Source organism: Brucella pseudogrignonensis, from assembly GCF_031454375.1.
Classification (GTDB): domain Bacteria; phylum Pseudomonadota; class Alphaproteobacteria; order Rhizobiales; family Rhizobiaceae; genus Brucella; species Brucella pseudogrignonensis_A.
Map to the genome: position 1 here is coordinate 103467 of NZ_JAVDQT010000003.1, position 22648 is coordinate 126114.

Genomic DNA, 22648 nt, shown 5'->3' on the forward strand with positions numbered 1-22648 from the left:
GACGGCATTACGTTGAGAATGCATATCCATTGCGCTGGACAAAGCGAGCCGCCATCGGCCCCTTATGCGACAGCGCAAATATTCATGCAAGCAGAACTGTGTCATCCAGTCGCAGCTTAACAAGCAATAGGCCATACCCGCGCATTTACGGGGATTTGGAGCGCAATCACATTGCCGTCAGGATGGGCGTGATTAAATTGTGTCAATTTTGTGAATAATTTATGATGACCTGTAACACGCGTAGGAGGGCACGCATGGTTATCTTCAGGGGGAGGATATCTTCGGGGCTTGGGAGGCATTCCGAGCTGATCATTCCGGGGAAGCAAAATTTGGCCGATTCACCCGTTGATTGGCCGGAAAAATTTGCCGCTGGATCACTCAATGTTCAAATTGTGGAATTTCCCGAGGCACTGAAAAGCCTACGCACCAGGTTGAAGGCGCTGGATCGCGGGGTGATTCCGCCGACATTAGTAATCCCGCAAGACAGAATTGAAAATAACAGCCTGCAACGTAAGTTTTTCAAGCCGCGTCGAGGCATGGGGCAAGCATGGCGAGCCACGCTTTACGCCAAGTCGAGGTCGATGCCAGTTTGGGTTTTCCGGCGTGTGGGATCACACATGCATGATTGTCTGGAGTTGATCTCGGATAAGCGCATTCGCAATCATCTCGACATACGCGATGAAGACGAAGTGAGCGTCGTTCTGCATGCTTAGGTTCCGCGTGGCTTGGCGCGGCTGGTAGCTTGCGCATTCGCAGGATCTTCCGGCCAGACATGGCGCGGATAACGTCCGCGCATATCGGTCCGCACATCGGCCCATGAGCCCTGCCAGAAGCCCGGCAGGTCGCGCGTGATCTGGATCGGACGGTGAGCTGGAGAAAGCAATTCCAGCAAAAGCGGTACTTTGCCATTGGCAATGGCCGGATGAATACCAAGGCCGAACAGCTCCTGTACGCGAACGGCGAGAACTGGCTCCTCTGCATCATAACGGATCGGAATATTGGAGCCGGTTGGCACTTCAAAATGTGTTGGCGCGAGTTTGTCGACGCTGCGTTGCATATCGAACGGCACAAGGCTCATCAAACCGTTTTTCAACACATGCGCCGGGATGCGGTTGAGTTGTGACTCACCCGTAAGAAATGGCAAAAGCCAGTCATCAAGGCGCTCAATGAGATTGTCGTCATCCATGGACGGCCACGGATCGCCAAGCCCCCGATAAAGCCAGCCCAGACGACGACGCAGGATTTCAGCCTCTTTGCCCCACGGCAGGATTTGCAGTCCATGCTCACGCACGGCAGCAATCACGCCTTCATCGGCGCTCACGCCGGAAGGGGCGGCCAGCGGCCTTTCCGACAAGGCAATAGCGCCAATGCGAATAGCTTCACGGGCACGCAAAGCGTTCTTTTCTGCGTCATAGACGACTTGGCGACCGCTTTCGATCTTCGTGCCAAGAGCAATGCGGATTTCGGTTTCTGAGACTTCAGCCGCAGAAAGAACGCGAGCACGGCCTGCTTTGCCCGACATATCGGCCACCACCAGCCATTGCGCACGGCTCATGCTTATAGCGGGATCGACTTCACCGCCACGGCCATTGGCCAGCAGGAATTGCCCGATTTGGCCGCGTGCCTTGGCGATGCGGTCGGGATAGGCGTCGATCAGCATACGGCCAACACTGGAACCGGCAGCTTCGCCCTTGTTGGGCACATTTGCAGCCAGACGTTTCGCCAGCCCTTTGGCGCGCTGGGCGCGATCAGAACGATCATTGTGGAACCGCGACATGCGCGTGTCGAGATCGGTTTCATTGCCGCCAAGACCGCGCTCGGTCAGAAGAACGGCGAGTTCTGCAGCGCGCAAAGCTTCGCCGCGCTTACCAGCCTCAGCCACCATATGCGCAAGGCGTGCAGGGAGTGCCAGCGAGCGCATGGCCTCACCATCTGCGGTCAGGCGTCCAGCATCATCAAGCGCGCCAAGCCGGCTAAGCAATGCCTTGGCTTCTTTAAGCGCAGGTAGCGGCGGCTTGTCGAGCAGCGAAAGCGTTGCCGGATCGGTTACGCTCCATGCAGCCGCATCTAGCACGAGGCCGGAAAGATCGGCCTCCAAAATTTCGGGCGGAGAAAAAGCAGGGAGTGACGCCGTTTGCCCCTGATGCCAGAGCCGGATGGCGATGCCCGGTTCGGTACGACCAGCACGACCAGCGCGCTGATCAGCACTCGCACGCGAAGTACGCACGGTTTCAAGACGGGTCAGGCCGGTGGCGGGTTCGTATTTTGGCAGGCGGGCAAGGCCGCTATCGATCACCACCCGAACGCCGTCGATAGTGATGGAGGTTTCGGCAATCGAGGTCGCCAGCACCACCTTGCGATGCCCTGCGGGAGTTGGCTTGATTGCCGCATCCTGATCACGGCCTTCCATCGCGCCATAAAGTGGGGCAAGAATAATATTGGCAGGCAGAAACTTTTCCAGATTGTCAGCCGTTCGTTCAATCTCGCCCTGACCGGGAAGAAAGGCAAGAATGCTGCCGGTTTCGTCAGTCAGCGCCTCGCGAATGGCTTTCACCATCGCATCTTCAATGCGTTCGTCAGGCTTGCGGTCGCGGTGGCGAATATCGACAGGATAAGCGCGGCCTTCGCTCTCGATGATGGGTGCATCGCCCAAAAGTGAGGCCACACGCGCACCATCCAGCGTTGCCGACATGACGAGAATCTTGAGATCGTCGCGCAAAGCGGCCTGCACATCGAGCGCCAGCGCCAGACCAAAATCGGCATCAAGGCTACGCTCGTGAAACTCATCGAACAGAACAGCGACGATACCCTTGAGATCGGGATCATCGAGGATCATGCGTGCGAAAACGCCCTCGGTGACGACGAGGATTTTGGTCTTCGCCGAGACCTTGCTTTCAAGACGCATACGATAGCCGACCGTTTCGCCCGGCTCTTCACCAAGTAACTGCGCCATGCGGCGGGCGGCGGCGCGGGCGGCGAGACGACGCGGTTCGAGCAGCACAATCATGCCGTCGCCGCGCCAGCTGGCATCCAGAAAATGCAGCGGCACCAGCGTCGTCTTACCCGCGCCGGGAGGTGCCACAAGAACTGCGCTTGCATGGGTGGCAAATGCGGCGTCAAGTTGCGGCAGAATGCGGGTGACGGGAAGATCGGGCAGACTCGTCAAATGAAATTCCGTATTATAAGGCGTTGCTTTGGTGCTTATCCCACAAGGAACGCTGATGATCCATATCCGAAAATCTAATCCGGCGGATGCCCCCGCACTAACCGCTATCTGGCGCGCGAGCGTGCTGGCAACGCATGACTTTCTAAGCCGCGAAAATTTCGCTGAAATCGAAAAGCTGGTCGGTGAGCAATATCTGCCGAATGTGGAAGTCTATGTCATTGAGGATGACGGCAAGCCGGTCGGCTTCATGGGCATGACCGATAACAATATCGACAGCCTGTTCATTTCGCCCGATCAGCGCGGCAAGGGTATTGGCAAGCATATGATTGCGCACGCGAGAAAGCGGGGCACTTTGACGGTCGATGTGAATGAGCAGAACACGCTAGGCGTGGGCTTTTATCGCCATTTGGGCTTTGTCGAGACGGGTCGCTCGGAGACGGATGATCAGGGACGCCCTTATCCGCTGCTGCATCTCAAGCTTGAGGCTTAAAATCCGGGCCACGCCAATTGCGAAGAAAACCATTCTCGCAAAAGGCATTTCCGGAGCAATTGACATACTCCCCTATAGTATATAGATTTTGTGAAAATCGGGAGATTCCATGCCGCATTCACCGGAAGACAAAAAGCGCGCTTTGACGCGCCTGCGCCGTATCAAAGGCCAGGCCGAAGGCTTGGAGCGCGCGGTGGAAGCAGGCACGGAATGTGCTGCACTCTTGCAGCAGATTGCGGCGTTGCGCGGGGCTGCCAATGGATTGATGGCGGAAGTGCTGGAAAGCCATTTCCGCGAGACATTCGGGCAAGCCCGTGAGACCATAGCGCGCGATGCTGTGGCAGATCCCGATGCAGAGATCGACGAAATCATGCGAATTTTGCGCACCTATCTGAAATAGGCGCATAAACGAACACTGAAATTGAAGGGAATATCGTCATGAAGTCACGCGCAGCCGTTGCCTGGGAGGCAAAGAAGCCGCTCACCATCGAAACCGTTGAAATCGGCGGTCCACGCGCTGGCGAAGTGCTGGTCGAAATCATGGCGACCGGCGTTTGCCACACCGATGCCTACACGCTTTCCGGCCTTGATTCCGAAGGCAAATTCCCGGCCATTCTTGGTCATGAAGGTGCAGGCATTGTGCGCGAAGTGGGCGCTGGAGTGACTTCCGTGAAGCCGGGCGATCATGTGATCCCGCTTTACACGCCGGAATGCCGCCAGTGCAAAACCTGTCTGTCGCAGCGTTCAAACCTTTGCACGTCGATCCGCTCAACGCAGGGTCAGGGCCTGATGCCAGACCGCACCACCCGCTTCTCATGCGATGGCGGCGAAGTATTCCATTATATGGGCTGCTCGACCTTCTCGAACTTTACCGTGCTGCCGGAAATCGCTGTCGCCAAGGTCCGCGAAGATGCACCTTTCGACAAGATCTGCTATATCGGCTGCGGCGTAACCACCGGCATTGGCGCAGTTATTTACACGGCTAAAGTGCGTCCGGGTTCGAATGTTGTGGTGTTTGGTTTGGGCGGCATTGGTCTTAATGTCATTCAGGGCGCACGCATGGTTGGCGCGGATAAGATTATCGGCGTCGACATCAATCCATCCAAGGTGGAAATGGCGAAGAAGTTCGGCATGACCGACTTCATCAATCCACGCGAAATCGGCAATGATAAGGTTGTGCAGGCCATTCAGGATCTGACCGATGGCGGTGCGGATTATTCGTTCGATGCCACCGGCAACACCGATGTCATGCGTCAGGCACTGGAATGCTGCCATCGCGGCTGGGGTGAATCGATCATCATCGGCGTGGCCGAAGCGGGCAAGGAAATTGCCACACGTCCATTCCAGCTCGTCACCGGACGCGTCTGGAAAGGTACAGCCTTTGGCGGCGCACGCGGTCGTACCGATGTGCCGAAGATCGTCGACTGGTACATGGAAGGCAAGATCGACATCGACAGCCTCATCACCCACACCATGCCGCTTGATGAGATCAACACCGCCTTCGATCTGATGCATGAAGGCAAGTCGATCCGTTCGGTGATTGTCTACTGATGAGTGAAAAGCTTTTTACCTCCCATTGGGATGAAATCGACAATCTGACCCCGCGCGCGCTTTATGCGATGCTGAAGCTGCGCGTGGATGTTTTCGTGGTGGAGCAGAATTGCCCTTACCCGGAAATTGACGGCAAGGATTATGATGCGTTTCACCTGCGCATTCTCGAAGGTGAAGAACTCACAGCAAGTCTGCGGGTTCTGCCGCCAGAAAAGGATGGTAAGCCGGTGAAGATCGGTCGCGTTGTGGTGGCAGCCGATTATCGTGGTTACAAGCTTGGCCAGCGCCTCATGAAAGAGGCTGTCGCCTTTGCTCAGACACGTTTTCCGGGAATTGCCATTGAGCTTGGCGGACAGAGCCATTTGCAGAAATTTTATGGCTCGTTCGGCTTTGTCGCGATTTCGGACGAATATCTGGAAGACGGCATTCCGCATGTCGATATGCGGTTAGAACCGCAGGAAAGCGCTGCCTGATGTTTTTGCTGCGTCGCCATATGTCGTTTTATCTCGCAGCTATTGGCGGCGCGCTCGCATTTATCATTGCATGGGTTCTCAAAACCCCGCTGGCACCGGTCATTGGGGCAAATGTTTTCTTCGTGCTTTATCTGGCGCTCGCATTGTGCGCCTTGCCAAAACTGACAGCACCTTATCTGAAAAAACATGCAGCCACGGCAGATGAACCGATGTGGATCATCTTTCTGGTCACATTTGCAACCGTCGTGGTGGCAATCGTGTCGCTATTTGTGCTGGTTAATCAGAAGCCTGAAGCAGACTTGCTTTCGCTTATTGTGACGCTGGCGTCTGTGCCGCTTGGCTGGTGCACAATCCATATGATGACGGCGATTCACTATGCACATTTATACTGGCAGCCAACCGAGCCTGCCGGAAAAGATGCGGCGCATGCCAGTCGCTACCGGGGCGGTTTTGCGTTTCCTGAAACGCCGCAACCTTCTGGTTGGGATTTCACTTATTACGCCTTCATCATCGGCATGACGGCGCAGACCTCTGACACCAATGTGACCACGACCGCGATGCGAAAAGTGACGCTTCTGCACAGCGTCGTCTCATTCTTCTTCAATACTGTCCTTGTGGCTGCAACCGTCAATGTCGCGGTCGCCCTTGGAAGTTAAAGTATCCGGGAGTTAGGATTTACTATGGAAACGATTTCGACCGCAAAATGCTTTGGTGGAACGCAGGGTGTTTATCGCCACAAGAGCGAAGTCACTCAATGCGAAATGACCTTTGCCGTTTTCCTGCCACCACAGGCAAAAGATGGCCCCGTTCCAGTGCTTTGGTATCTTTCCGGCCTTACCTGCACGCATCAGAATGTGATGGATAAAGGCGAGTATCGGCAAATGGCTGCAGAATTAGGAATTGCCGTTATTTGCCCGGATACCAGCCCACGCGGTGACGACGTTCCCGACGAGCCGCAGAACTGGAAATTCGGCAAGGGTGCGGGCTTCTATGTTGATGCGACGCAGGAACCATTCGCCAAAAACTATCAGATGTATAGCTACATCACCAAGGAATTGACCGATCTGGTAGCAGCAGAGTTTCCGCTTGATATGTCGCGTCAGGGCATTACAGGCCATTCGATGGGCGGACATGGCGCACTTACGATTGCGCTCAAAAATCCCGACCGCTTCAAATCGGCATCAGCCTTCGCGCCGATTGTGCAGCCTTCAACCGCCGACTGGTCAAAGCCTGCGCTGGAGAAATATCTCGGTTCAGAAGAACGCGCATGGCGCGCCTATGACGCAACGCTGCTGATTGAGGATGGCGCGCGCTTTTCGGAGTTTCTCGTCGATCAGGGTGAAGCGGATGCGTTCCTTGAGGAAGGACTATGTCCGTGGTTGCTGGAGAAAGCTTGCCAAAAGGCTGGAATTCCACTCACGCTCAACATGCGCGAAGGCTATGACCATTCCTATTTCTTTATCTCATCCTTCATGGATGACCATCTGAAATGGCATGCGGAGCGTCTTAGCAGATAAAGCTGTTGAAGGATCAACATGGCGAAGAAGAAGAAAGTTGTCACCGTCGGCGCATTGCTGGTGAACGCTGACAAAAAGGTCCTGATGGGACTTCGCTCGCCATGGAAAAAGGCGTGGCCAGAACATTGGGACACGCCCGGCGGCCATGTCGAGCGTGGAGAAACGCTGGAAGATGCGCTGGTGCGGGAAATGGGCGAAGAGCTCGGCATTCGCCCGATCAAGTTTCGTGAGATCGGCGCAATCGATGAGAAAAAGCCCGAACTCTATGGCGATTCCATCTGCCATATTTTTCAAGTCACAGCATGGAGCGGTGGCGAGCCGCGCAATGTCTGCGATGAACATTCTGAGCTTGCATGGTACAGCCCCATCGAGCTCGAAACCATCAGTAATCTGGCCGACCCCGAATATCCGCGTCTTGCCCGGATCGCCATTGGCGCGGCAACCGATTAGCGTTTCGTAACTTTCATCGGCAGGCCGCCCTGTGGCTGGGTAGTGAGTTTCTGCACCGGCCATGGCTTTGTCGTCTCCAGCACATCAAAGCGGCGACCATCGAGCAAGGTTGCAAGTGCAATGACCGCTTCCTGAAGCGCGAAGCTCGCACCGATGCAGACACGCGGACCGGCTCCAAAGGGCAGATATTGAAAGCGATCCAGTTTGTCGCGGTTTTCCGGCCAGAAGCGTTCAGGCATGAAGGCATCCGGCTGATCCCAATAAAGCCTGTGGCGATGAATCACCCAAGGCATCACCAGAACAGCCGTTCCCTTGGCAATTTTCAGATCGCCATAGGTATCATCCGTCGCGGCCTCGCGATTGATTGATGGTGCTGGCGGATAAAGACGCATCGCCTCCTCAAAAGCTGCACGCGTGAAGGGTAGTTTTGCCAGCCATTCCTGCGGCGGCAGGTCATTGCCGCCATCAGCAAAGAACGCATCGATCTCAGCCTCAACACGCTCGCGTTCCTGCGGCGCCTTGGCAAGCAGATAGAGCGTCCAGCCCAGCGCACGCGCTGTCGTCTCGTGCCCAGCACCGATGAAGGTGATGATGTTATCTTCAATTTCCGAACGGCTCAGACCGTCCGGGCCTTCGGCGCGCAACAGCAGGGTCAGGAAATCATTGGGGACATCTTCGCCTTTATCCATCCGCGCTTTTCGCAATGCAATGGTGTCGGAGACAAGTTCGCGGAAAAAGCCAAGCGACTGGTTACCGCGAAGGCGCGTGAAGCGCGGCAGCCAGTCCGGCAGGCCGAGCAAATCAAACGGATCGACGCGGCCCATGGTTTCAAAAAGCTTGTCGATCTGGTGCGCAAAATCATTGGGATCACCGGCAATTTCGCCAGAGAACAGCGTTTCAGCCAGAATGTCATAGGTGAGCAGCGTCATGTCATGCGCAACATCGGTGATGATACCGCTTGTTTTGTAACGCTCGACAAACTGGCGCGAGCGATCACGCATCGCTCCCGCAAAGCCACCGATATGGCGTGGAGTGAACACGGGTGCCATAGCCTTGCGCGAGCGCTTCCAGACTTGACCCTCGGCGGTCAGCAAACCATCGCGCAAGAGTGGACGTAAAACCCGCTGGCGAATTGCAGACATCGGATAGTTTGCGGCATTATCGACCAGCACATGCCGGATAAGGCCGGGGTCATTGGCGATGATGGTTTTGATACCAAGCCAGCTCACGGAAACCCAGCGCTCATTATAGGAAGGCTCGCCCCACAATTCGAGCGGGTTTTTATAGACCACACGCATCATCTCGAAGCGTCCAACCGGCTTTTCGCGCGGACGCGGTGCCGGTGGGATGAATGGTTGTGCGGCTTCGTTCATCGCCATGGTGGTATCCATAAAGTGCTCCTCGTTATCGAGAATGCCCCTGCTGGAAAACAATATAAGCGCCAATTGTGGCGGTTCCAAAGACTGACGGGGCCAAAGCCCCGTTTGGTCAATGTTAAGACTTGTCCGCGTTTTTCAAAGTGGCTTGCAGAAGCGCTGAAATTACATTGGAAAGCTCTGCATGAATAGCGCTGCGTGAACGCTTTGTCGGCGCACAGATTGGGTCGGGTTCATTGATGGATTTCAGGAAAGCTTCCGCATCTGGTTTGCATTCGGGCAGAAAGCTAAAGTGGTCAGATTCCTGAACGCTCACATAGCTACCATTGGGCGTTATCTCCGCAAGCTGACGTGCCTCTGTCGCCAGTGGCACCGTGCCTTCACTGCCGAAATTGATGAAATTCATCGAGATTTCGGTCTTCGCGAGGCTCTCGGGCACATAGGCACGGGCCATTCCGGGATCAACAATAATAGCCGTGCGAAGACGCGGATCGCGGTTTGATTGCTCGAACAATTGCCGGTCTACCTTGCGCAGATCATAAGGCCCGACTTTGACTTCCTCATTATCGCGAAAGCCAATGCCGTTGGCATACCATGCGCAATCCCATTGTTTATAACCATCGCAATAGCGCGCATAAGCCTCAAGATTGTTTCGCGCACCAGACATTCTCATAACTGTCGTGCCTCCCAGCGAAAAGCCAACGGCACCGATGCGATCCACATTGATATGCTGCTTCCACTCTGCATCCTTGCTCATGAAATCGATCACGGCTGAGAGATCGCCCACACGCTGCCAGACTTTGGGTGTTTCTGCAGGTAAGGAATCGCCCGACGTCGTGCCCGGGTGATTGGGGCCTGCCACAATAAAACCGGCCTTCACCAGAATATTGGCAAGCCAGCCCATTGCCTCGACATTGCCCCCAGACCCGTGCGAAAACAGCACCAGAGGATATATTCCTGCACTCAAAGGTGCATTTTCAAACGCCTCTGCACCTTGAAAAACACGGTTTTCACCCATCGAAGCAGGTTTGCCGCCCTTTTGTGCCGGATACCAAATGCGCAGTTTAAGATCGCTCCCACGCGTAGGCGACTGAATATCGACTGCACGCACGCCGACCTCTGTGGCCAAAGCGCCAGACGCCGAAGACAGGATCACCCCAAAAGTGAGACCGAGGACCAGTTTACAAAGTTTCATGTCTTTCTCCATGCATATTCAATTCAGATGACGATGCGTTGGAGCTTTCTGCTAAATCTTGGCGGCTCGCGTTCTCAATCGTGTTTCAGGTCGCCCAAAATCGCGATAAAGGACAAAACGCGACAACAGCCAAACATAGTTCATGCCAATCGCAAGCTGAGGTGCCCTTGATTTTCATACCCCTGCCCTTTGTCGCAGCGCTTGCATTGTTGGCTTTGCTTATTCCGACACTGCGCAATCAGGAACTTGCACGCCAACATTGGCCGTTCATTCTGGTGATCTTCCTCAGCGCTATTCAATCAGCACTTGTTGGCTTGCGATGGGGCTATGACATCACCGCTTTGCGCATGGTGTCGCCCGTCATTGCATCTTGTCTGCCGCCACTGATCTACTTAGGCTTTTGTAATCTTATTCATCGGGAAAAACCGTCAAAAAACCCGGCTTTCTGGTCGGCACTGTTGCTACCTTGTCTGATGGTAACATTGCTGGTTTTTGCGCCCGAATTGCTCGACGCAGCGTTGTTTGTCATTTTTATTTTCTTCGCATCTGCACTACTTTTTATGGGCGGGGCCGGACCAGACCGGCTGGAGGAAGCGCGCTTTGATGCTGCAATTTCAGCCCATCGCGCACTGATTATTGCTGCCATTTCGCTTTATTTTTCAGCATTTTTTGATGTTGCCGTTCTTGTTGATGCAGGATGGAGCGGTGGCCAGCACACGGCCTTCATTATCGGCAATGCCAATCTCATCGGCCTATTTCTGATCGGCGTCACAGCACTCATTGCAAGCAATGCGATTGCTGCTCCAATGCCCGAAAATCGCGAGGATATTTCCGATGTATCCGCGCAGGATCACGACGTTCTTCTCAGGATAAAAACGCTGCTTGATGAAACACGGCTTTATCAGAACGAGAGCCTCAATCTGACGCGGCTTGCACGCAAGTCCGGTATTCCATCGCGACAGATTTCAGCCGCAATCAACCGAGTAAGCGGAGAGAATGTCTCGCGCTTCATCAACAATTATCGGATCCATGAAGCCTGCCGATTGCTCACCGAAACCGACCTGCCTGTGACCACGATCATGCTGGATGCAGGCTTTCAAACCAAGTCGAATTTCAACAAGGAGTTCAGGCGTGTTACCGCTACGAGCCCTTCACTTTGGCGCGAAAACAACCGTGAGAAGATAAGCATATCCAAATAAGCGCAATCCCCGGTAAATTTGGCTGCTAAATTTGGAAAAATCGCCGTTAACGCCTATATTAAAGCCATGTTTGTCGAGTGATTCGACATGAGTTTTTATGCTGGATAAGCAGCAGGATTTAAGGCTGCATTCGCGGCACATTTGCGAAAGATTTTCATGACCGAGACTCCAGAGATGAATTCTGAAGCCCCTGCCGAATATGGCGCGGATTCCATTCGTGTTCTGAAAGGCCTCGACGCAGTTCGCAAGCGTCCGGGCATGTATATCGGCGATACGGATGACGGCTCAGGCCTGCATCACATGGTGTACGAAGTCGTCGACAACGCAATCGATGAGGCGCTTGCCGGACATGCGACACTTGTGACAGTGACGCTAAACGCCGACGGCTCCTGCACCGTTACCGATAACGGTCGCGGCATCCCGACCGATATCCATAAGGAAGAAGGCGTCTCGGCTGCTGAAGTCATCATGACCCAGCTTCACGCCGGCGGTAAATTTGACCAGAACTCCTATAAGGTTTCCGGCGGTCTGCATGGCGTGGGCGTTTCCGTTGTGAACGCGCTGTCGATCTGGCTTAAGCTAAAAGTTCGGCGCGCTGGCAAAATCCATGAGATGGCTTTCACCCATGGCGTGGCCGATGCGCCGCTGGCAGTGATTGGTGATGCAGGTAGCGATACCGGTACGGAAGTTAGCTTCCTGCCTTCGCCCGACACGTTTTCCATGGTCGAATTTGATTACGACACGCTGGAGCGTCGCTTGCGCGAGCTGGCGTTTCTCAATTCTGGCGTCCGCATCAAGCTGAGTGATCGTCGCCATGCCGACATCAAAGAACATGAACTGCATTATGATGGCGGCGTTGTTGAATTCGTGAAATATATCGACCAGAGCAAGAAATCGCTTCTGGAAACACCGATCTATATCAAGAGCGAAAAAGACGGCATGACCGTTGAAGTCGCTATGTGGTGGAACGATTCCTACCACGAAAAGGTGCTGTGCTTCACCAACAACATTCCGCAGCGCGATGGCGGTACGCACTTGGCCGGTTTCCGTGGCGCGCTGACGCGTCAGGTAACAGGTTATGCCGATGCATCCGGCATGACCAAGAAAGAAAAAGTCAGTCTCACTGGCGATGATTGCCGTGAAGGTCTGACTGCTGTTCTTTCGGTCAAGGTTCCTGATCCGAAATTCTCATCGCAGACGAAAGACAAGCTGGTTTCTTCGGAAGTGCGCCCGGTCGTTGAAAGCCTCGTTAATGAAGCACTTTCGACATGGCTGGAAGAGCACCCGGCGGGCGGCAAGACCATCGTTGAGAAAGTCATTCAGGCAGCTGCCGCGCGTGAAGCAGCGCGCAAGGCACGCGACATCACCCGCAAGAGCAATTTGAGCGTTACGTCCCTGCCGGGTAAACTTGCCGATTGTCAGGAACGTGACCCTGCAAAATCAGAAATCTTCATCGTCGAGGGTGACTCTGCTGGTGGCTCCGCCAAGAGCGGTCGTTCGCGTCAGAACCAGGCAATTCTACCGCTGCGTGGTAAGATCCTGAACGTGGAACGTGTTCGTTTTGACCGCATGATCTCGTCCGATCAGGTCGGCACGCTGATCACAGCGCTTGGCACATCGATCGGTAAAGACGAGTCGCACGGCTTTAATCCTGACAAGCTGCGTTATCACAAGATCATCATCATGACGGATGCTGACGTCGACGGCGCGCATATTCGCACATTGCTGTTGACCTTCTTCTTCCGCCAGATGCCAGAACTGATCGAACGCGGCCATATCTATATCGCACAGCCGCCGCTCTATAAGGTTGTGCGCGGAAAATCCTCGCAATATATCAAAAATGAAGCAGCCTTTGAGGACTTCCTCATCGAGACCGGTCTTGATGAAGCGGCTCTTGAAATGGCTAGCGGAGAAGTGCGCGCCGGACCGGATCTTCGGTCTGTCGTTGAGGATGCCCGCACGCTGCGCCAGCTTCTGGGTGGCCTGCATACACGTTATGATCGCCGTATTGTTGAGCAGGCGGCAATTGCCGGACTGCTTAACCCCGGTTCTACCGCGAATGACGCGACAGCACAGGCATCCGCTGCAACGGTTGCCAAGCGTCTCGACATGATTTCGGAAGAAACCGAGCGCGGCTGGACTGCGCATGTGACGGACGACGGCGGCTATCGTTTCGAGCGCATGGTTCGCGGCGTGAAAGATGTTGCTATTCTCGATATGGCACTGCTTGGTTCTGCCGATGCACGACAGATCGACCGTGTTGCTTCGCGCCTTTCAGACGTATTTGCTGAGCCTCCGGTGCTGCGCCGCAAGGACAAGAACGATACGCTTTCCGGCCCGATGGCGCTGCTCGACGCAATTTTCGCAACAGGTCGCAAGGGTCTGACGCTACAGCGTTATAAAGGCTTGGGCGAAATGAACGCGGAACAGCTTTGGGAAACTACGCTTGATCCAAACGTGCGTACGCTTTTGCAGGTCAAGGTCAACGATGCGACGGATGCAGACTCGCTGTTCTCGCGCCTGATGGGTGATGAAGTTGAACCGCGCCGCGAGTTCATTCAGGAAAATGCGTTGAGCGTTGCTAATCTCGACGTTTAAACCAGATTGGGTTCAGAGATAATGAAGCCCCGGAAGAGAAAAATCTTCCGGGGCTTTTATGTTTTTGGAGTTTTTGACAAAAGAAAAAGCCCGCCAATTGGCGGGCTTTTTTAATCATTAGAGCGATTACTCGCCGCGTGGCTTTTTCGAATAGCCGTCGTTGGATTTACGGCCGTCCTTCTTGAAACCATCTTTCTTGAAGTCGCCTTTCGGCTTCGACCAGCCACCCTTGGCGCCATCACGGAAATCGCCTCTTGGCTTGTCGCCGCGCGGCTTGAAATCACGCTTGCCTTCGCGAGGTGCCGCATCGCCGCCCGCACCTGCAACGGCAGTGCGGATCACGAGACCCTTTTCGCCAGTGCCGCGTTCTTCAACCGAACGGCGGAATTCTTCAGCCTTGGCTGCAGTGATTTCAAAGCGGGTTTCGTTGTCGAAAATCTTGATCGAGCCAACATCGCGCTTGGAAACATCGCCAGCCTTACAGATCAGCGGCAGCAGCCACTTTGGATCGGCGCGGTGCTTACGGCCAGCAGAAACCGAGAACCATACGCCATCAAAACGTGCATTGCGGTCGAAACGTTCGCCCGGTTCACCACGATCAAAACGCTCGCCACGTTCCGGACGATCACCACGCTCTGAACGCTCGCGTGGCTTTTTGCTGGAAATCGGATGAACAGGCGCGTCTGAAATATCTTCAGCCGCAGGCAATGCGGAGAGTTCGCGATTGAGGAAAGCGCTCGCGATCTGTTCCGGCGTATAACGCTCGGTCAGCGCTTTCAACAGATCCTGATGCTCTTCATCAATCGGCTGGCTGAGAGCTTCGCTGTTGAGAATGCGCTCATTGTTCTTGGCCTGAACGGCGGCAATGCCCGGTGCCGGAACTGTCTGCGCATCAAGCTTAGCAAGGCTCAGAAGACGCTCCGCACTGCGACGACGCGAGAACGGAACGACCAGAACGCAAGTACCCTTGCGGCCCGCACGACCTGTACGGCCCGAACGGTGTAGCATGGTTTCAGGATTGTTCGGCAGATCAGCATGGATAACCAGATCAAGATTTGGCAGATCGATACCGCGTGCAGCAACGTCGGTTGCCACGCAAACGCGGGCACGTCCATCGCGCATCGACTGAAGCGCATTGTTACGCTCGGCCTGGCTCAATTCACCCGACAGCGCCACAACCGCAAAACCGCGATTAGAAAGGCGGCTTGCCATGTGCTTAACCGCTTCACGTGTCGAGCAGAAAATGATCGAGTTCTGCGCATCGTAATAAAGCAGGGTGTTAATGATTGCATGATCGCGTTCCTGTGGCGGAACCGGCATAGCAAAATAATCAATATCGGCATGCTGACCAGCTTCGCCCGCAGCAGTAATGCGTAGCGCATCTTTCTGGAAGCGCTTGGCAAGCTGGGCAATCGGCTTTGGTACGGTTGCCGAGAACATCAGTGTGCGGCGGTCTGCCGGTGCTTCACCGAGAATGAATTCGAGGTCTTCACGGAAGCCCATGTCGAGCATTTCGTCGGCTTCGTCGAGCACGACGACGCGAAGCTGCGACATATCAAGCGCATTGCGCGAAATATGATCACGCAGACGGCCCGGTGTACCAACAACGATATGCGATCCACGTTCAAGCACACGGCGCTCGGAACGAATGTCCATGCCACCAACGCAAGAAGCAATCACCGCACCCGTATCGGCATAAAGCCATTCGAGTTCACGGCGAACCTGCAAAGCCAATTCGCGCGTTGGCGCGATAATCATGGCAAATGGCGATTCAGCGCGGCCAAAGCGCAGCTCGTCGCCAAGAATTGTGGAGGCCATCGACAGGCCAAAGGCAACGGTCTTGCCAGAGCCTGTCTGCGCGGAAACAAGCAAATCGCCATGAAGTGTTTCAGGAGCCAAAACGGCATTCTGAACAGCGGTGAGCGTATTGTAACCACGAGCGGCTAATGCTCCGGAAAGAGCCGGAGCGATCGTATCAGGTAGGGACATGAGTGACTTTCAAAAAAGCTTCACAAGCCGCATACCCATCGGTTGTGAACCTTTTTGTTCACAACTCTCCTGACGACTACCGAAGCACCATAATTAGCGCCTACCTATAGGCTTGCGCCTCTCAGGTCAACAGGGAGAGACTCTAATGCGCCTCATCCCAGTTATGCGCTGCACGCGCATCGACATGCAAAGGCACTGAAAGCGACACAGCTGGCATGGCTGCGTTTTCCATGACATCACGCACCAGCGTAATCGTCTTTTCGACCTCATTTTCAGGCACTTCGAAGATCAACTCGTCGTGGACCTGCAACAACATACGAGCTGCGAGTTTCTCTTTTGCAAGCGCATCTTCCATGCGGATCATGGCGCGGCGAATAATATCGGCAGCAGCACCCTGAATTGGCGCATTGATCGCAGCGCGTTCATTAAATGCCCGCACCTGTGGATTGGATGCTTTGATGTCGGGATAATGCGCGCGACGGCCAAAGATGGTTTCGACATAGCCGTGCTCGCGGGCAAAGGCCTTGGTCGCTTCCATGTAGTCCTTGATGCCCGGAAAACGTTCAAAATAAGTGCGGATATATTGCCCTGCTTCTTCACGCGGGATGGAAAGCTGATTGGCGAGACCAAAAGCCGAGATGCCGTAAATGATGCCGAAGTTGATTGCCTTGGCACGGCGGCGCACTTCCGACGGCATGCCTTCAACAGGTACACCAAACATTTCAGAAGCCGTCATCGCATGAATATCGATACCATCCGCAAATGCTTGTTTTAGCTGCGGAATATCGGCGACGTGAGCGAGAACACGTAATTCGATCTGGCTGTAATCAGCTGAAACCAGTTTGTTGCCGGGTTCGGCAATGAAGGCGGTTCTGATCTTGCGACCTTCAGCGGTACGCACCGGAATATTCTGCAAATTCGGCTCAGACGAGGATAGTCGTCCAGTCGATGTTGAGGCCATCGAATAAGATGTGTGAACACGCTTGGTCTGCGGATGAATATAACCCGGCAGAGCATCGGTATAGGTCGATTTAAGCTTCGTCAGCTGGCGCCAGTCAACAATCTTGCGCGGCAGAGGCAAGCCTTCAGCAGCCAGATCTTCCAGCACTTGCGCAGAGGTTGACCATTGCCCGGTCTTGGTTTTGGACGCGCCGGGAAGCCCCATTTTTCCAAAGAGAATATCGCCAAGCTGCTTGGGCGAACCGATATTGAATTTTTCGCCGGCCAGTTCGTAAATTTCATCTTCATAACGCGCTGCGGACTGTGCGAGATCGCCCGACAGACGCGAGAGAACCTGACGATCAACCGAAACGCCGCGCTCTTCCATACGCGCCAGTACATCGACAAGCGGACGCTCTAAACGTTCATAAACGGAAGCCAGACCTTCTGCCGCAAGACGCGGTTTCAACACCTGCCAGAGACGCAATGTCACATCAGCATCTTCAGCGGCATAGGCCGTTGCGCGATCAATCTCGACCATATCGAAAGTGACAGCATTTTTGCCGCTGCCTGCCACGTCCTTATAGGCGATTGGTGTATGGCCCAACCAGCGTTCGGACAGCGGGTCCATGCCATGACCGCCGGTGCCAGCGTCCAGCACATAAGAAATCAGCATCGTATCATCAAAAGACACGGTGTTGATGCCATGGCGGCGCATGACCAGCCAGTCATATTTCATGTTCTGCGCAATCTTGAGAACGGATTTGTCCTCAAGAACACTCTTCAATGCTGCCAGCGCTTTATTGAGCGGTATTTGGCCTTCAACCATGCCGCCACCGAGCAAATCATCTAAGCCGGACTTATGCTGAAGCGGGATATAGGCAGCTTTACCAGGCGCAAGCGCCAGCGAGAAGCCGATCAACTCTGCTTGCATTGGATCAAGCGAGTTGGTTTCCGTATCAAATGCAACGAGACCTGTTTCAACAGCTTCGGCGAGCCACTTATTCAGCGTTTCAATGTCGCGAATGCAGGTATAGGCCGTTGTATCGATTTTCTGTGCCAAAGCATCCGATGCACGCTTTGCGGCAAGTGCTTTTGGCGTGTAGCCGCTCGCGTCGGACGTTTCAGCCGAGGGAGCAACAGCAGTTTCAGATGATGGCGCAGCTTCTGACTTCACCGGCACATCGACGTCCGGTCCGTGGGCATCAGCACCCCACTCGGTCTCGATGTGGCAAGGTTCGACTGCCGACGCATCCGTGTCGGTTGCCTCCGCCACGCGACGCGTCAGCGTTGTGAAATCGAGCGCCTTTAAGAAGCCAATGAGTTTCGGGCCATTCTGCGGCTCGAGCACAAGACCATCAAGATCAACGTCGAGCGGCACATCGACTTTAAGCGTCACCAGCTCACGCGCGATCTTGGTTTGATCGGCATAGGCAATGATGTTTTCGCGGCGCTTGTTCTGTTTGATCTCGGACGCGCGTGCCAGCAACGTATCAAGATCGCCAAACTCTTCCAGCAATTGCGCAGCGGTCTTCGGGCCGATGCCGGGAATGCCCGGAACATTATCGGTGCTGTCGCCAGTCAGCGATTGCAGATCGATCATCTTTTCCGGCGGCACGCCCCATTTTTCGATCACTTCCGGGATCGAAATCTGTTTGTCCTTCATACCATCATACATCGACACTTGTGGTGTCACGAGCTGCATCAGGTCTTTATCAGACGACACAATAGTAACATCAGCACCGGCTTCTGCAGCAATCCGCGCATAGGTGGCAATCAGATCGTCGGCCTCAAAGCCTTCTTTTTCAATGCAAGGCAGATTGAACGCGCGGGTTGCCTGACGGATCAGGCCAAATTGCGGGATCAGGTCTTCCGGCGGCGCGGTACGGTTTGCCTTATATTCGGGATAAATCTCTTTGCGGAATGTCTGCGACGAATAGTCGAAAATGACCGCAAAATGCGTCGGCACCACACCCACATCGGTATTGCGCGCATCCTTCAACAGCTTCCACAGCATGTTGCAGAAGCCAGACACGGCTCCCACCGGCAAGCCATCCGACTTGCGGGTCAGCGGTGGCAGGGCATGATAGGCGCGGAAAATATAGCCCGAGCCGTCGATGAGGAAGAGATGATCGCCTTTTTTCATGACTTAGGATTAGATCAAACAAAGCGCAAAGAAAACCGGCCTTGTGTCAGGAGAAACGAGTGTCCACTTGAAAGGTGAACTTTTGCACCGCCTGTTCACGCAAAGCTCCCAACTTGATAACGTTTATGTTACGAATTTGTAATCTAAAATGCCCTTGAATAGCCACAGTTGGAGGGCCAATTCTAGGTCATCGACAGTACGTTGATCGCCGGTTTACTGACCCGTCCCCCGTTGGAAACCGGTTGTGAGCGACAGCCTAAATCCCCTCTCCGGGCTGTCGTTTGTGAGTGTAGTGATATGGCCGTTGTGGTAACCCCCTCACCACGACGGCCAATTCATTTTGAGGCAACTTTCCTTTATCGAATTGGGTTTCTTCTTGAGCTTCGCAGTTGTACTGTGCGCGCAGTATTACGACTCGTCAGGAAGTGTTCATGTCCGCGCAATCACTCGATAAAGTCCTCAACCATCTCGACGCAAATCTCGACAAGAGCATCGATCATCTGTTCGATCTTCTTCGGATCAAGTCGATCTCGACCGATCCGGCTTACAAAGCCGATTGCCGCAAGGCCGCCGAATGGCTGGTCGAGGATTTGAAGTCCATTGGTTTTGACGCAAGCGTGCGCGACACACCCGGTCATCCAATGGTTGTCGCCCATCATGACGGCGCCACCGCCGATGCACCGCATGTGCTGTTCTATGGCCATTATGATGTGCAGCCGGTTGATCCGCTTAACCTTTGGGAAAACGATCCGTTTGAACCTGCGATCAAAGACGTTGGTAATGGCCGCAAAATCCTGACCGGTCGCGGAACTTCTGACGACAAGGGCCAGCTGATGACCTTTGTTGAAGCCTGCCGCGCTTATAAAGCCATCAACGGCAACCTGCCTGTCAAAGTGACCTTGCTGTTTGAAGGCGAAGAAGAGTCTGGCTCACCATCGCTCAAGCCATTCCTTGATGCCAACAAGCAGGAATTGAAGGCCGATGTGGCGCTCGTCTGCGACACCGCCATGTGGAATGAAGAAACACCAGCGATCAGCGTTGGCCTGCGTGGTCTGGTTGGCGAAGAAATCGTCATCAAGGCTGCTGACCGCGATCTGCATTCGGGCTTCTTTGGTGGTGCCGCTGCTAACCCGATCCATATTCTGAGCAAAATCCTTGCAGACCTTCATGATGAAACTGGCCGTGTCACGGTTCCGGGTTTCTATGAAGGCGTGGAAGAAACACCATCGCAGATTTTGCAGTCATGGGAAAACCTTGGCCGCACGGCTGAAAACTTCCTTGGCCCAATTGGCCTTTCGGTTCCTTCGGGTGAAAAAGGCCGCAGCGTTCTCGAACTGACATGGGCGCGCCCGACGGCCGAAGTCAACGGGATCATCGGCGGCTACACCGGCGAAGGTTTTAAGACCGTTATAGCAGCGGAAGCATCCGCCAAGGTTTCGTTCCGCCTCGTGCATAAGCAAGACCCAGTCAAAATCCGCGCAGCCTTCCGCGCTTTCGTTGAAGAGCGTCTGCCAGCTGATTGTTCGGTCGAGTTCCACCCGCATGGCGGCTCGCCAGCCATTCAATTGCCTTACGACTCGCCACTGGTTTCCAAGGCCAAGGACGCACTCTCGGACGAATGGCCAAAGCCAGCAGTCCTGATCGCCATGGGCGGATCGATCCCGATTGTCGGCGATTTCGATAAGTTCCTCGGCATGGAATCGCTGCTTGTTGGCTTTGGCCTTGAGGATGACCGCATCCATTCGCCCAATGAAAAATATGAGCTGAACTCGTTCCATAAGGGCCAGCGCTCTTGGGCACGTATTATGGCGGCTATCGCTGCCAAGTGAGGCCAGACGCCGAGCTTGAATTATGGCAGCCACCGCTGCCGAATAAGGAAGACTAAATGACTATCCGTTTTCATAAAAACGATCTGCCGAACCTCGAACATTATCAGGTGGATTCGGTTGCAATTGATACCGAAACGCTGGGCCTCAACCCACATCGCGACCGCCTATGCGTGGTGCAGATTTCGCCGGGCGACGGCACAGCAGACGTGATCCAGATTGAAGCTGGCCAGAAAGCTGCGCCTAATCTGGTAAAGCTTTTGCAAGACAAAGCGATCACCAAAATCTTTCATTTTGGCCGCTTTGATCTGGCTGTGCTGGCGCATGCTTTCGGCACCATGCCGGAGCCTGTTTTCTGCACCAAGATCGCATCCAAGCTGACCCGCACCTATACCGACCGTCACGGCCTGAAAGAAATCTGCGGCGAGTTGCTGGATGTTTCGATCTCCAAACAGCAGCAGTCATCCGATTGGGCAGCAGAAGTTCTGTCGCAGGCGCAGCTCGAATATGCAGCGTCCGACGTTCTTTATCTGCATCGCTTGAAGGCTGTTTTTGAACAGCGCCTTGAGCGCGATGGTCGCACGAAGCAGGCAGAAGCTTGCTTCAAGTTTCTGCCAACCCGCTCAGAACTTGATCTGATGGGCTGGCCTGAGACGGATATTTTCGCTCACGCGTAAGTTGCTGCCAATATTAAAGGAGCGCCCCAACGGAGCGCTCCTTACATTTTCTGCTGAGTACCTGTTCTGATTGTAAATAGCTTCATAAGCACTTCAACCGCAAAACAATCGATAATTTAACCATTTGATAACCAACAATAACGGCTTTTTCGCGTAAATACCCGGAAATACGTGGTTTTTCCTGCCAGATATTCACTGTGGTATTCTTGCTACAGACTTTATCAGTGGAAGGATTATATTGGGGGCAACAAATGAGTTTCCCCAATTTCTCCACCGGAGGTTTTATTATGACACTTAAGTCCCTTCTTCTCGCATCAACTGTTGCTCTTCTTGCTACCACTGGCGCAAAAGCCGCTGATGCTATCGTTTACGAAGAACCAGCACCGGTTATCTCTGCTCCAGTATTCAGCTGGAACGGCGCTTATCTTGGTGGCCAGGTCGGCTACGGCTGGGGCAAGTCACAGGTAAGTGGCGATCTCAATGGCAATGTTAAGCCAGATGGCTTCCTCGGCGGTCTTTACGCTGGCTACAATTTCGATCTCGGAAATAGCGTCGTTCTCGGTATTGACGGCGATATTTCTTACAATGATCAATCGAAGGGAACTAACATTTACTTCAACGACGTGATTGTTGGTTCTGCTAAGACTGACCTTCGCTGGTCGGGTGCGGTTCGCGCTCGTGCAGGCTATGCTGTTGATCGCTTCCTTCCATACATCGCTGGCGGTGTAGCTTTTGGTGAAGTAAAGAATTCAGTTACTACAGTTGGCGGTTTCTCTGACTCGGAAAGCAAGACCCACACTGGTTGGACTGCAGGCGCTGGTGTTGACTATGCTGCAACCGACAATGTTATTCTGCGTCTTGAATACCGTTACACCGATTACGGCAAAAAAGACTACAGCTTCGATGGAATCGATGTTCGCAACAAGTTTAAGACCAATGAAATTCGTCTTGGCGTTGCATACAAGTTCTAATTTGACTTGATAAAACTACGGAAAAGGCCTCGCATTTGCGGGGCCTTTTCTTTTTGAGCTGCTGGAAGGTTGTTTTTTGTGAATG

At 54.0% G+C, this 22648-nt stretch carries 18 protein-coding genes; 13 read left to right on the top strand and 5 right to left on the bottom strand.

What is annotated here, in order from left to right:
• Positions 1-329 precede the first annotated feature (329 nt).
• Positions 330-713 carry a hypothetical protein gene (locus J2782_RS11360; protein ID WP_310012523.1) on the top strand — a complete coding sequence of 128 codons (384 nt, stop codon included), beginning with the start codon at positions 330-332 and terminating at the stop codon, positions 711-713.
• Here the strand turns inward: J2782_RS11360 and hrpB are convergent.
• Positions 710-3166 carry an ATP-dependent helicase HrpB gene (gene hrpB / locus J2782_RS11365; protein WP_310012527.1) on the bottom strand — a complete coding sequence of 819 codons (2457 nt, stop codon included), beginning with the start codon at positions 3164-3166 and terminating at the stop codon, positions 710-712. The two genes, J2782_RS11360 and hrpB, sit on opposite strands and share 4 nt — an antisense overlap.
• 55 nt (positions 3167-3221) lie before the next feature.
• Between hrpB and J2782_RS11370 the strand changes: the two genes are divergently transcribed.
• The 7 genes from J2782_RS11370 (at position 3222) to J2782_RS11400 (ending at position 7647) form a co-directional block, all read left to right on the top strand.
• A complete protein-coding gene (locus J2782_RS11370) occupies positions 3222-3656 on the top strand; it encodes an acetyltransferase (protein ID WP_310012529.1) in 435 nt (144 codons plus the stop codon).
• 109 nt (positions 3657-3765) lie between these two features.
• Positions 3766-4056 (top strand): metal/formaldehyde-sensitive transcriptional repressor, encoded by a 291-nt coding sequence (locus J2782_RS11375; RefSeq protein WP_007873209.1) that lies wholly within the window; start codon positions 3766-3768, stop codon positions 4054-4056.
• 38 nt (positions 4057-4094) lie between these two features.
• The gene (locus tag J2782_RS11380; protein WP_310012535.1) at positions 4095-5207 is read left to right on the top strand and encodes an S-(hydroxymethyl)glutathione dehydrogenase/class III alcohol dehydrogenase; all 1113 of its coding nucleotides are present in this window, start codon (positions 4095-4097) and stop codon (positions 5205-5207) included.
• Complete coding sequence (locus tag J2782_RS11385) at positions 5207-5680, top strand: GNAT family N-acetyltransferase (protein ID WP_310012536.1); 474 nt, start codon at positions 5207-5209, stop codon at positions 5678-5680. The genes J2782_RS11380 and J2782_RS11385 overlap by 1 nt, the downstream gene beginning before the upstream one ends.
• A complete protein-coding gene (locus tag J2782_RS11390; RefSeq protein WP_310012538.1) occupies positions 5680-6336 on the top strand; it encodes a DUF1345 domain-containing protein in 657 nt (218 codons plus the stop codon). The genes J2782_RS11385 and J2782_RS11390 overlap by 1 nt, the downstream gene beginning before the upstream one ends.
• 24 nt (positions 6337-6360) lie before the next feature.
• A complete protein-coding gene (gene fghA, locus J2782_RS11395; RefSeq protein WP_310012541.1) occupies positions 6361-7197 on the top strand; it encodes an S-formylglutathione hydrolase in 837 nt (278 codons plus the stop codon).
• 18 nt (positions 7198-7215) lie between these two features.
• Positions 7216-7647: an NUDIX hydrolase gene (locus tag J2782_RS11400; RefSeq protein WP_310012542.1), complete on the top strand. Its 432-nt coding sequence runs from the start codon at positions 7216-7218 to the stop codon at positions 7645-7647.
• Here the strand turns inward: J2782_RS11400 and J2782_RS11405 are convergent.
• Together J2782_RS11405 and J2782_RS11410 are read right to left on the bottom strand one after the other, a co-directional pair.
• A complete protein-coding gene (locus J2782_RS11405; protein ID WP_404989634.1) occupies positions 7644-9020 on the bottom strand; it encodes a cytochrome P450 in 1377 nt (458 codons plus the stop codon). The genes J2782_RS11400 and J2782_RS11405 overlap by 4 nt on opposite strands.
• A 121-nt stretch (positions 9021-9141) precedes the next feature.
• Complete coding sequence (locus J2782_RS11410) at positions 9142-10218, bottom strand: alpha/beta hydrolase family protein (protein WP_310012544.1); 1077 nt, start codon at positions 10216-10218, stop codon at positions 9142-9144.
• Positions 10219-10385: 167 nt separating this feature from the next.
• On the opposite strand from J2782_RS11410, the gene J2782_RS11415 reads away from it, so the two are divergent.
• Both J2782_RS11415 and gyrB read left to right on the top strand, forming a co-directional pair.
• On the top strand, positions 10386-11417 hold the full coding sequence (locus J2782_RS11415; protein WP_310012545.1) for a helix-turn-helix domain-containing protein: 1032 nt from the start codon (positions 10386-10388) through the stop codon (positions 11415-11417).
• 156 nt (positions 11418-11573) lie between these two features.
• Positions 11574-14015 (top strand): DNA topoisomerase (ATP-hydrolyzing) subunit B, encoded by a 2442-nt coding sequence (gyrB, locus tag J2782_RS11420; RefSeq protein WP_310012547.1) that lies wholly within the window; start codon positions 11574-11576, stop codon positions 14013-14015.
• 126 nt (positions 14016-14141) lie between these two features.
• On the opposite strand, the gene J2782_RS11425 is transcribed toward gyrB, so the two are convergent.
• Together J2782_RS11425 and polA are read right to left on the bottom strand one after the other, a co-directional pair.
• Positions 14142-16004, bottom strand: a complete 1863-nt coding sequence (locus tag J2782_RS11425; protein WP_310012549.1) for a DEAD/DEAH box helicase — start codon at positions 16002-16004, stop codon at positions 14142-14144.
• A gap of 142 nt (positions 16005-16146) precedes the next feature.
• The gene (gene polA, locus J2782_RS11430) at positions 16147-19089 is read right to left on the bottom strand and encodes a DNA polymerase I (protein ID WP_310012551.1); all 2943 of its coding nucleotides are present in this window, start codon (positions 19087-19089) and stop codon (positions 16147-16149) included.
• A 431-nt stretch (positions 19090-19520) separates the two neighbouring features.
• On the opposite strand from polA, the gene J2782_RS11435 reads away from it, so the two are divergent.
• From J2782_RS11435 to J2782_RS11445, 3 genes are all read left to right on the top strand, one after another.
• Positions 19521-20918 (top strand): dipeptidase, encoded by a 1398-nt coding sequence (locus tag J2782_RS11435; protein WP_310012553.1) that lies wholly within the window; start codon positions 19521-19523, stop codon positions 20916-20918.
• A gap of 56 nt (positions 20919-20974) precedes the next feature.
• A complete protein-coding gene (locus J2782_RS11440; RefSeq protein ID WP_310012556.1) occupies positions 20975-21592 on the top strand; it encodes a ribonuclease D in 618 nt (205 codons plus the stop codon).
• A gap of 287 nt (positions 21593-21879) precedes the next feature.
• Positions 21880-22563, top strand: coding sequence for an outer membrane protein (locus J2782_RS11445; protein WP_310012561.1), 684 nt, complete (start codon positions 21880-21882; stop codon positions 22561-22563).
• Positions 22564-22648: the final 85 nt, after the last annotated feature.

Bases quoted from the DNA above. Each gene is read 5' to 3' on its own strand.
- J2782_RS11440 (WP_310012556.1), top strand. From the start codon at position 20,975: ATGACTATCCGTTTTCATAAAAACGATCTGCCGAACCTCGAACATTAT.
- J2782_RS11380 (WP_310012535.1), top strand. From the start codon at position 4,095: ATGAAGTCACGCGCAGCCGTTGCCTGGGAGGCAAAGAAGCCGCTCACC.
- J2782_RS11410 (WP_310012544.1), bottom strand. From the start codon at position 10,218: ATGAAACTTTGTAAACTGGTCCTCGGTCTCACTTTTGGGGTGATCCTG.
- fghA (WP_310012541.1), top strand. From the start codon at position 6,361: ATGGAAACGATTTCGACCGCAAAATGCTTTGGTGGAACGCAGGGTGTT.
- polA (WP_310012551.1), bottom strand. From the start codon at position 19,089: ATGAAAAAAGGCGATCATCTCTTCCTCATCGACGGCTCGGGCTATATT.
- J2782_RS11405 (WP_404989634.1), bottom strand. From the start codon at position 9,020: ATGAACGAAGCCGCACAACCATTCATCCCACCGGCACCGCGTCCGCGC.
- J2782_RS11370 (WP_310012529.1), top strand. From the start codon at position 3,222: ATGATCCATATCCGAAAATCTAATCCGGCGGATGCCCCCGCACTAACC.
- J2782_RS11445 (WP_310012561.1), top strand. From the start codon at position 21,880: ATGACACTTAAGTCCCTTCTTCTCGCATCAACTGTTGCTCTTCTTGCT.
- J2782_RS11385 (WP_310012536.1), top strand. From the start codon at position 5,207: ATGAGTGAAAAGCTTTTTACCTCCCATTGGGATGAAATCGACAATCTG.
- J2782_RS11400 (WP_310012542.1), top strand. From the start codon at position 7,216: ATGGCGAAGAAGAAGAAAGTTGTCACCGTCGGCGCATTGCTGGTGAAC.
- J2782_RS11375 (WP_007873209.1), top strand. From the start codon at position 3,766: ATGCCGCATTCACCGGAAGACAAAAAGCGCGCTTTGACGCGCCTGCGC.
- gyrB (WP_310012547.1), top strand. From the start codon at position 11,574: ATGACCGAGACTCCAGAGATGAATTCTGAAGCCCCTGCCGAATATGGC.
- J2782_RS11425 (WP_310012549.1), bottom strand. From the start codon at position 16,004: ATGTCCCTACCTGATACGATCGCTCCGGCTCTTTCCGGAGCATTAGCC.
- J2782_RS11435 (WP_310012553.1), top strand. From the start codon at position 19,521: ATGTCCGCGCAATCACTCGATAAAGTCCTCAACCATCTCGACGCAAAT.
- J2782_RS11390 (WP_310012538.1), top strand. From the start codon at position 5,680: ATGTTTTTGCTGCGTCGCCATATGTCGTTTTATCTCGCAGCTATTGGC.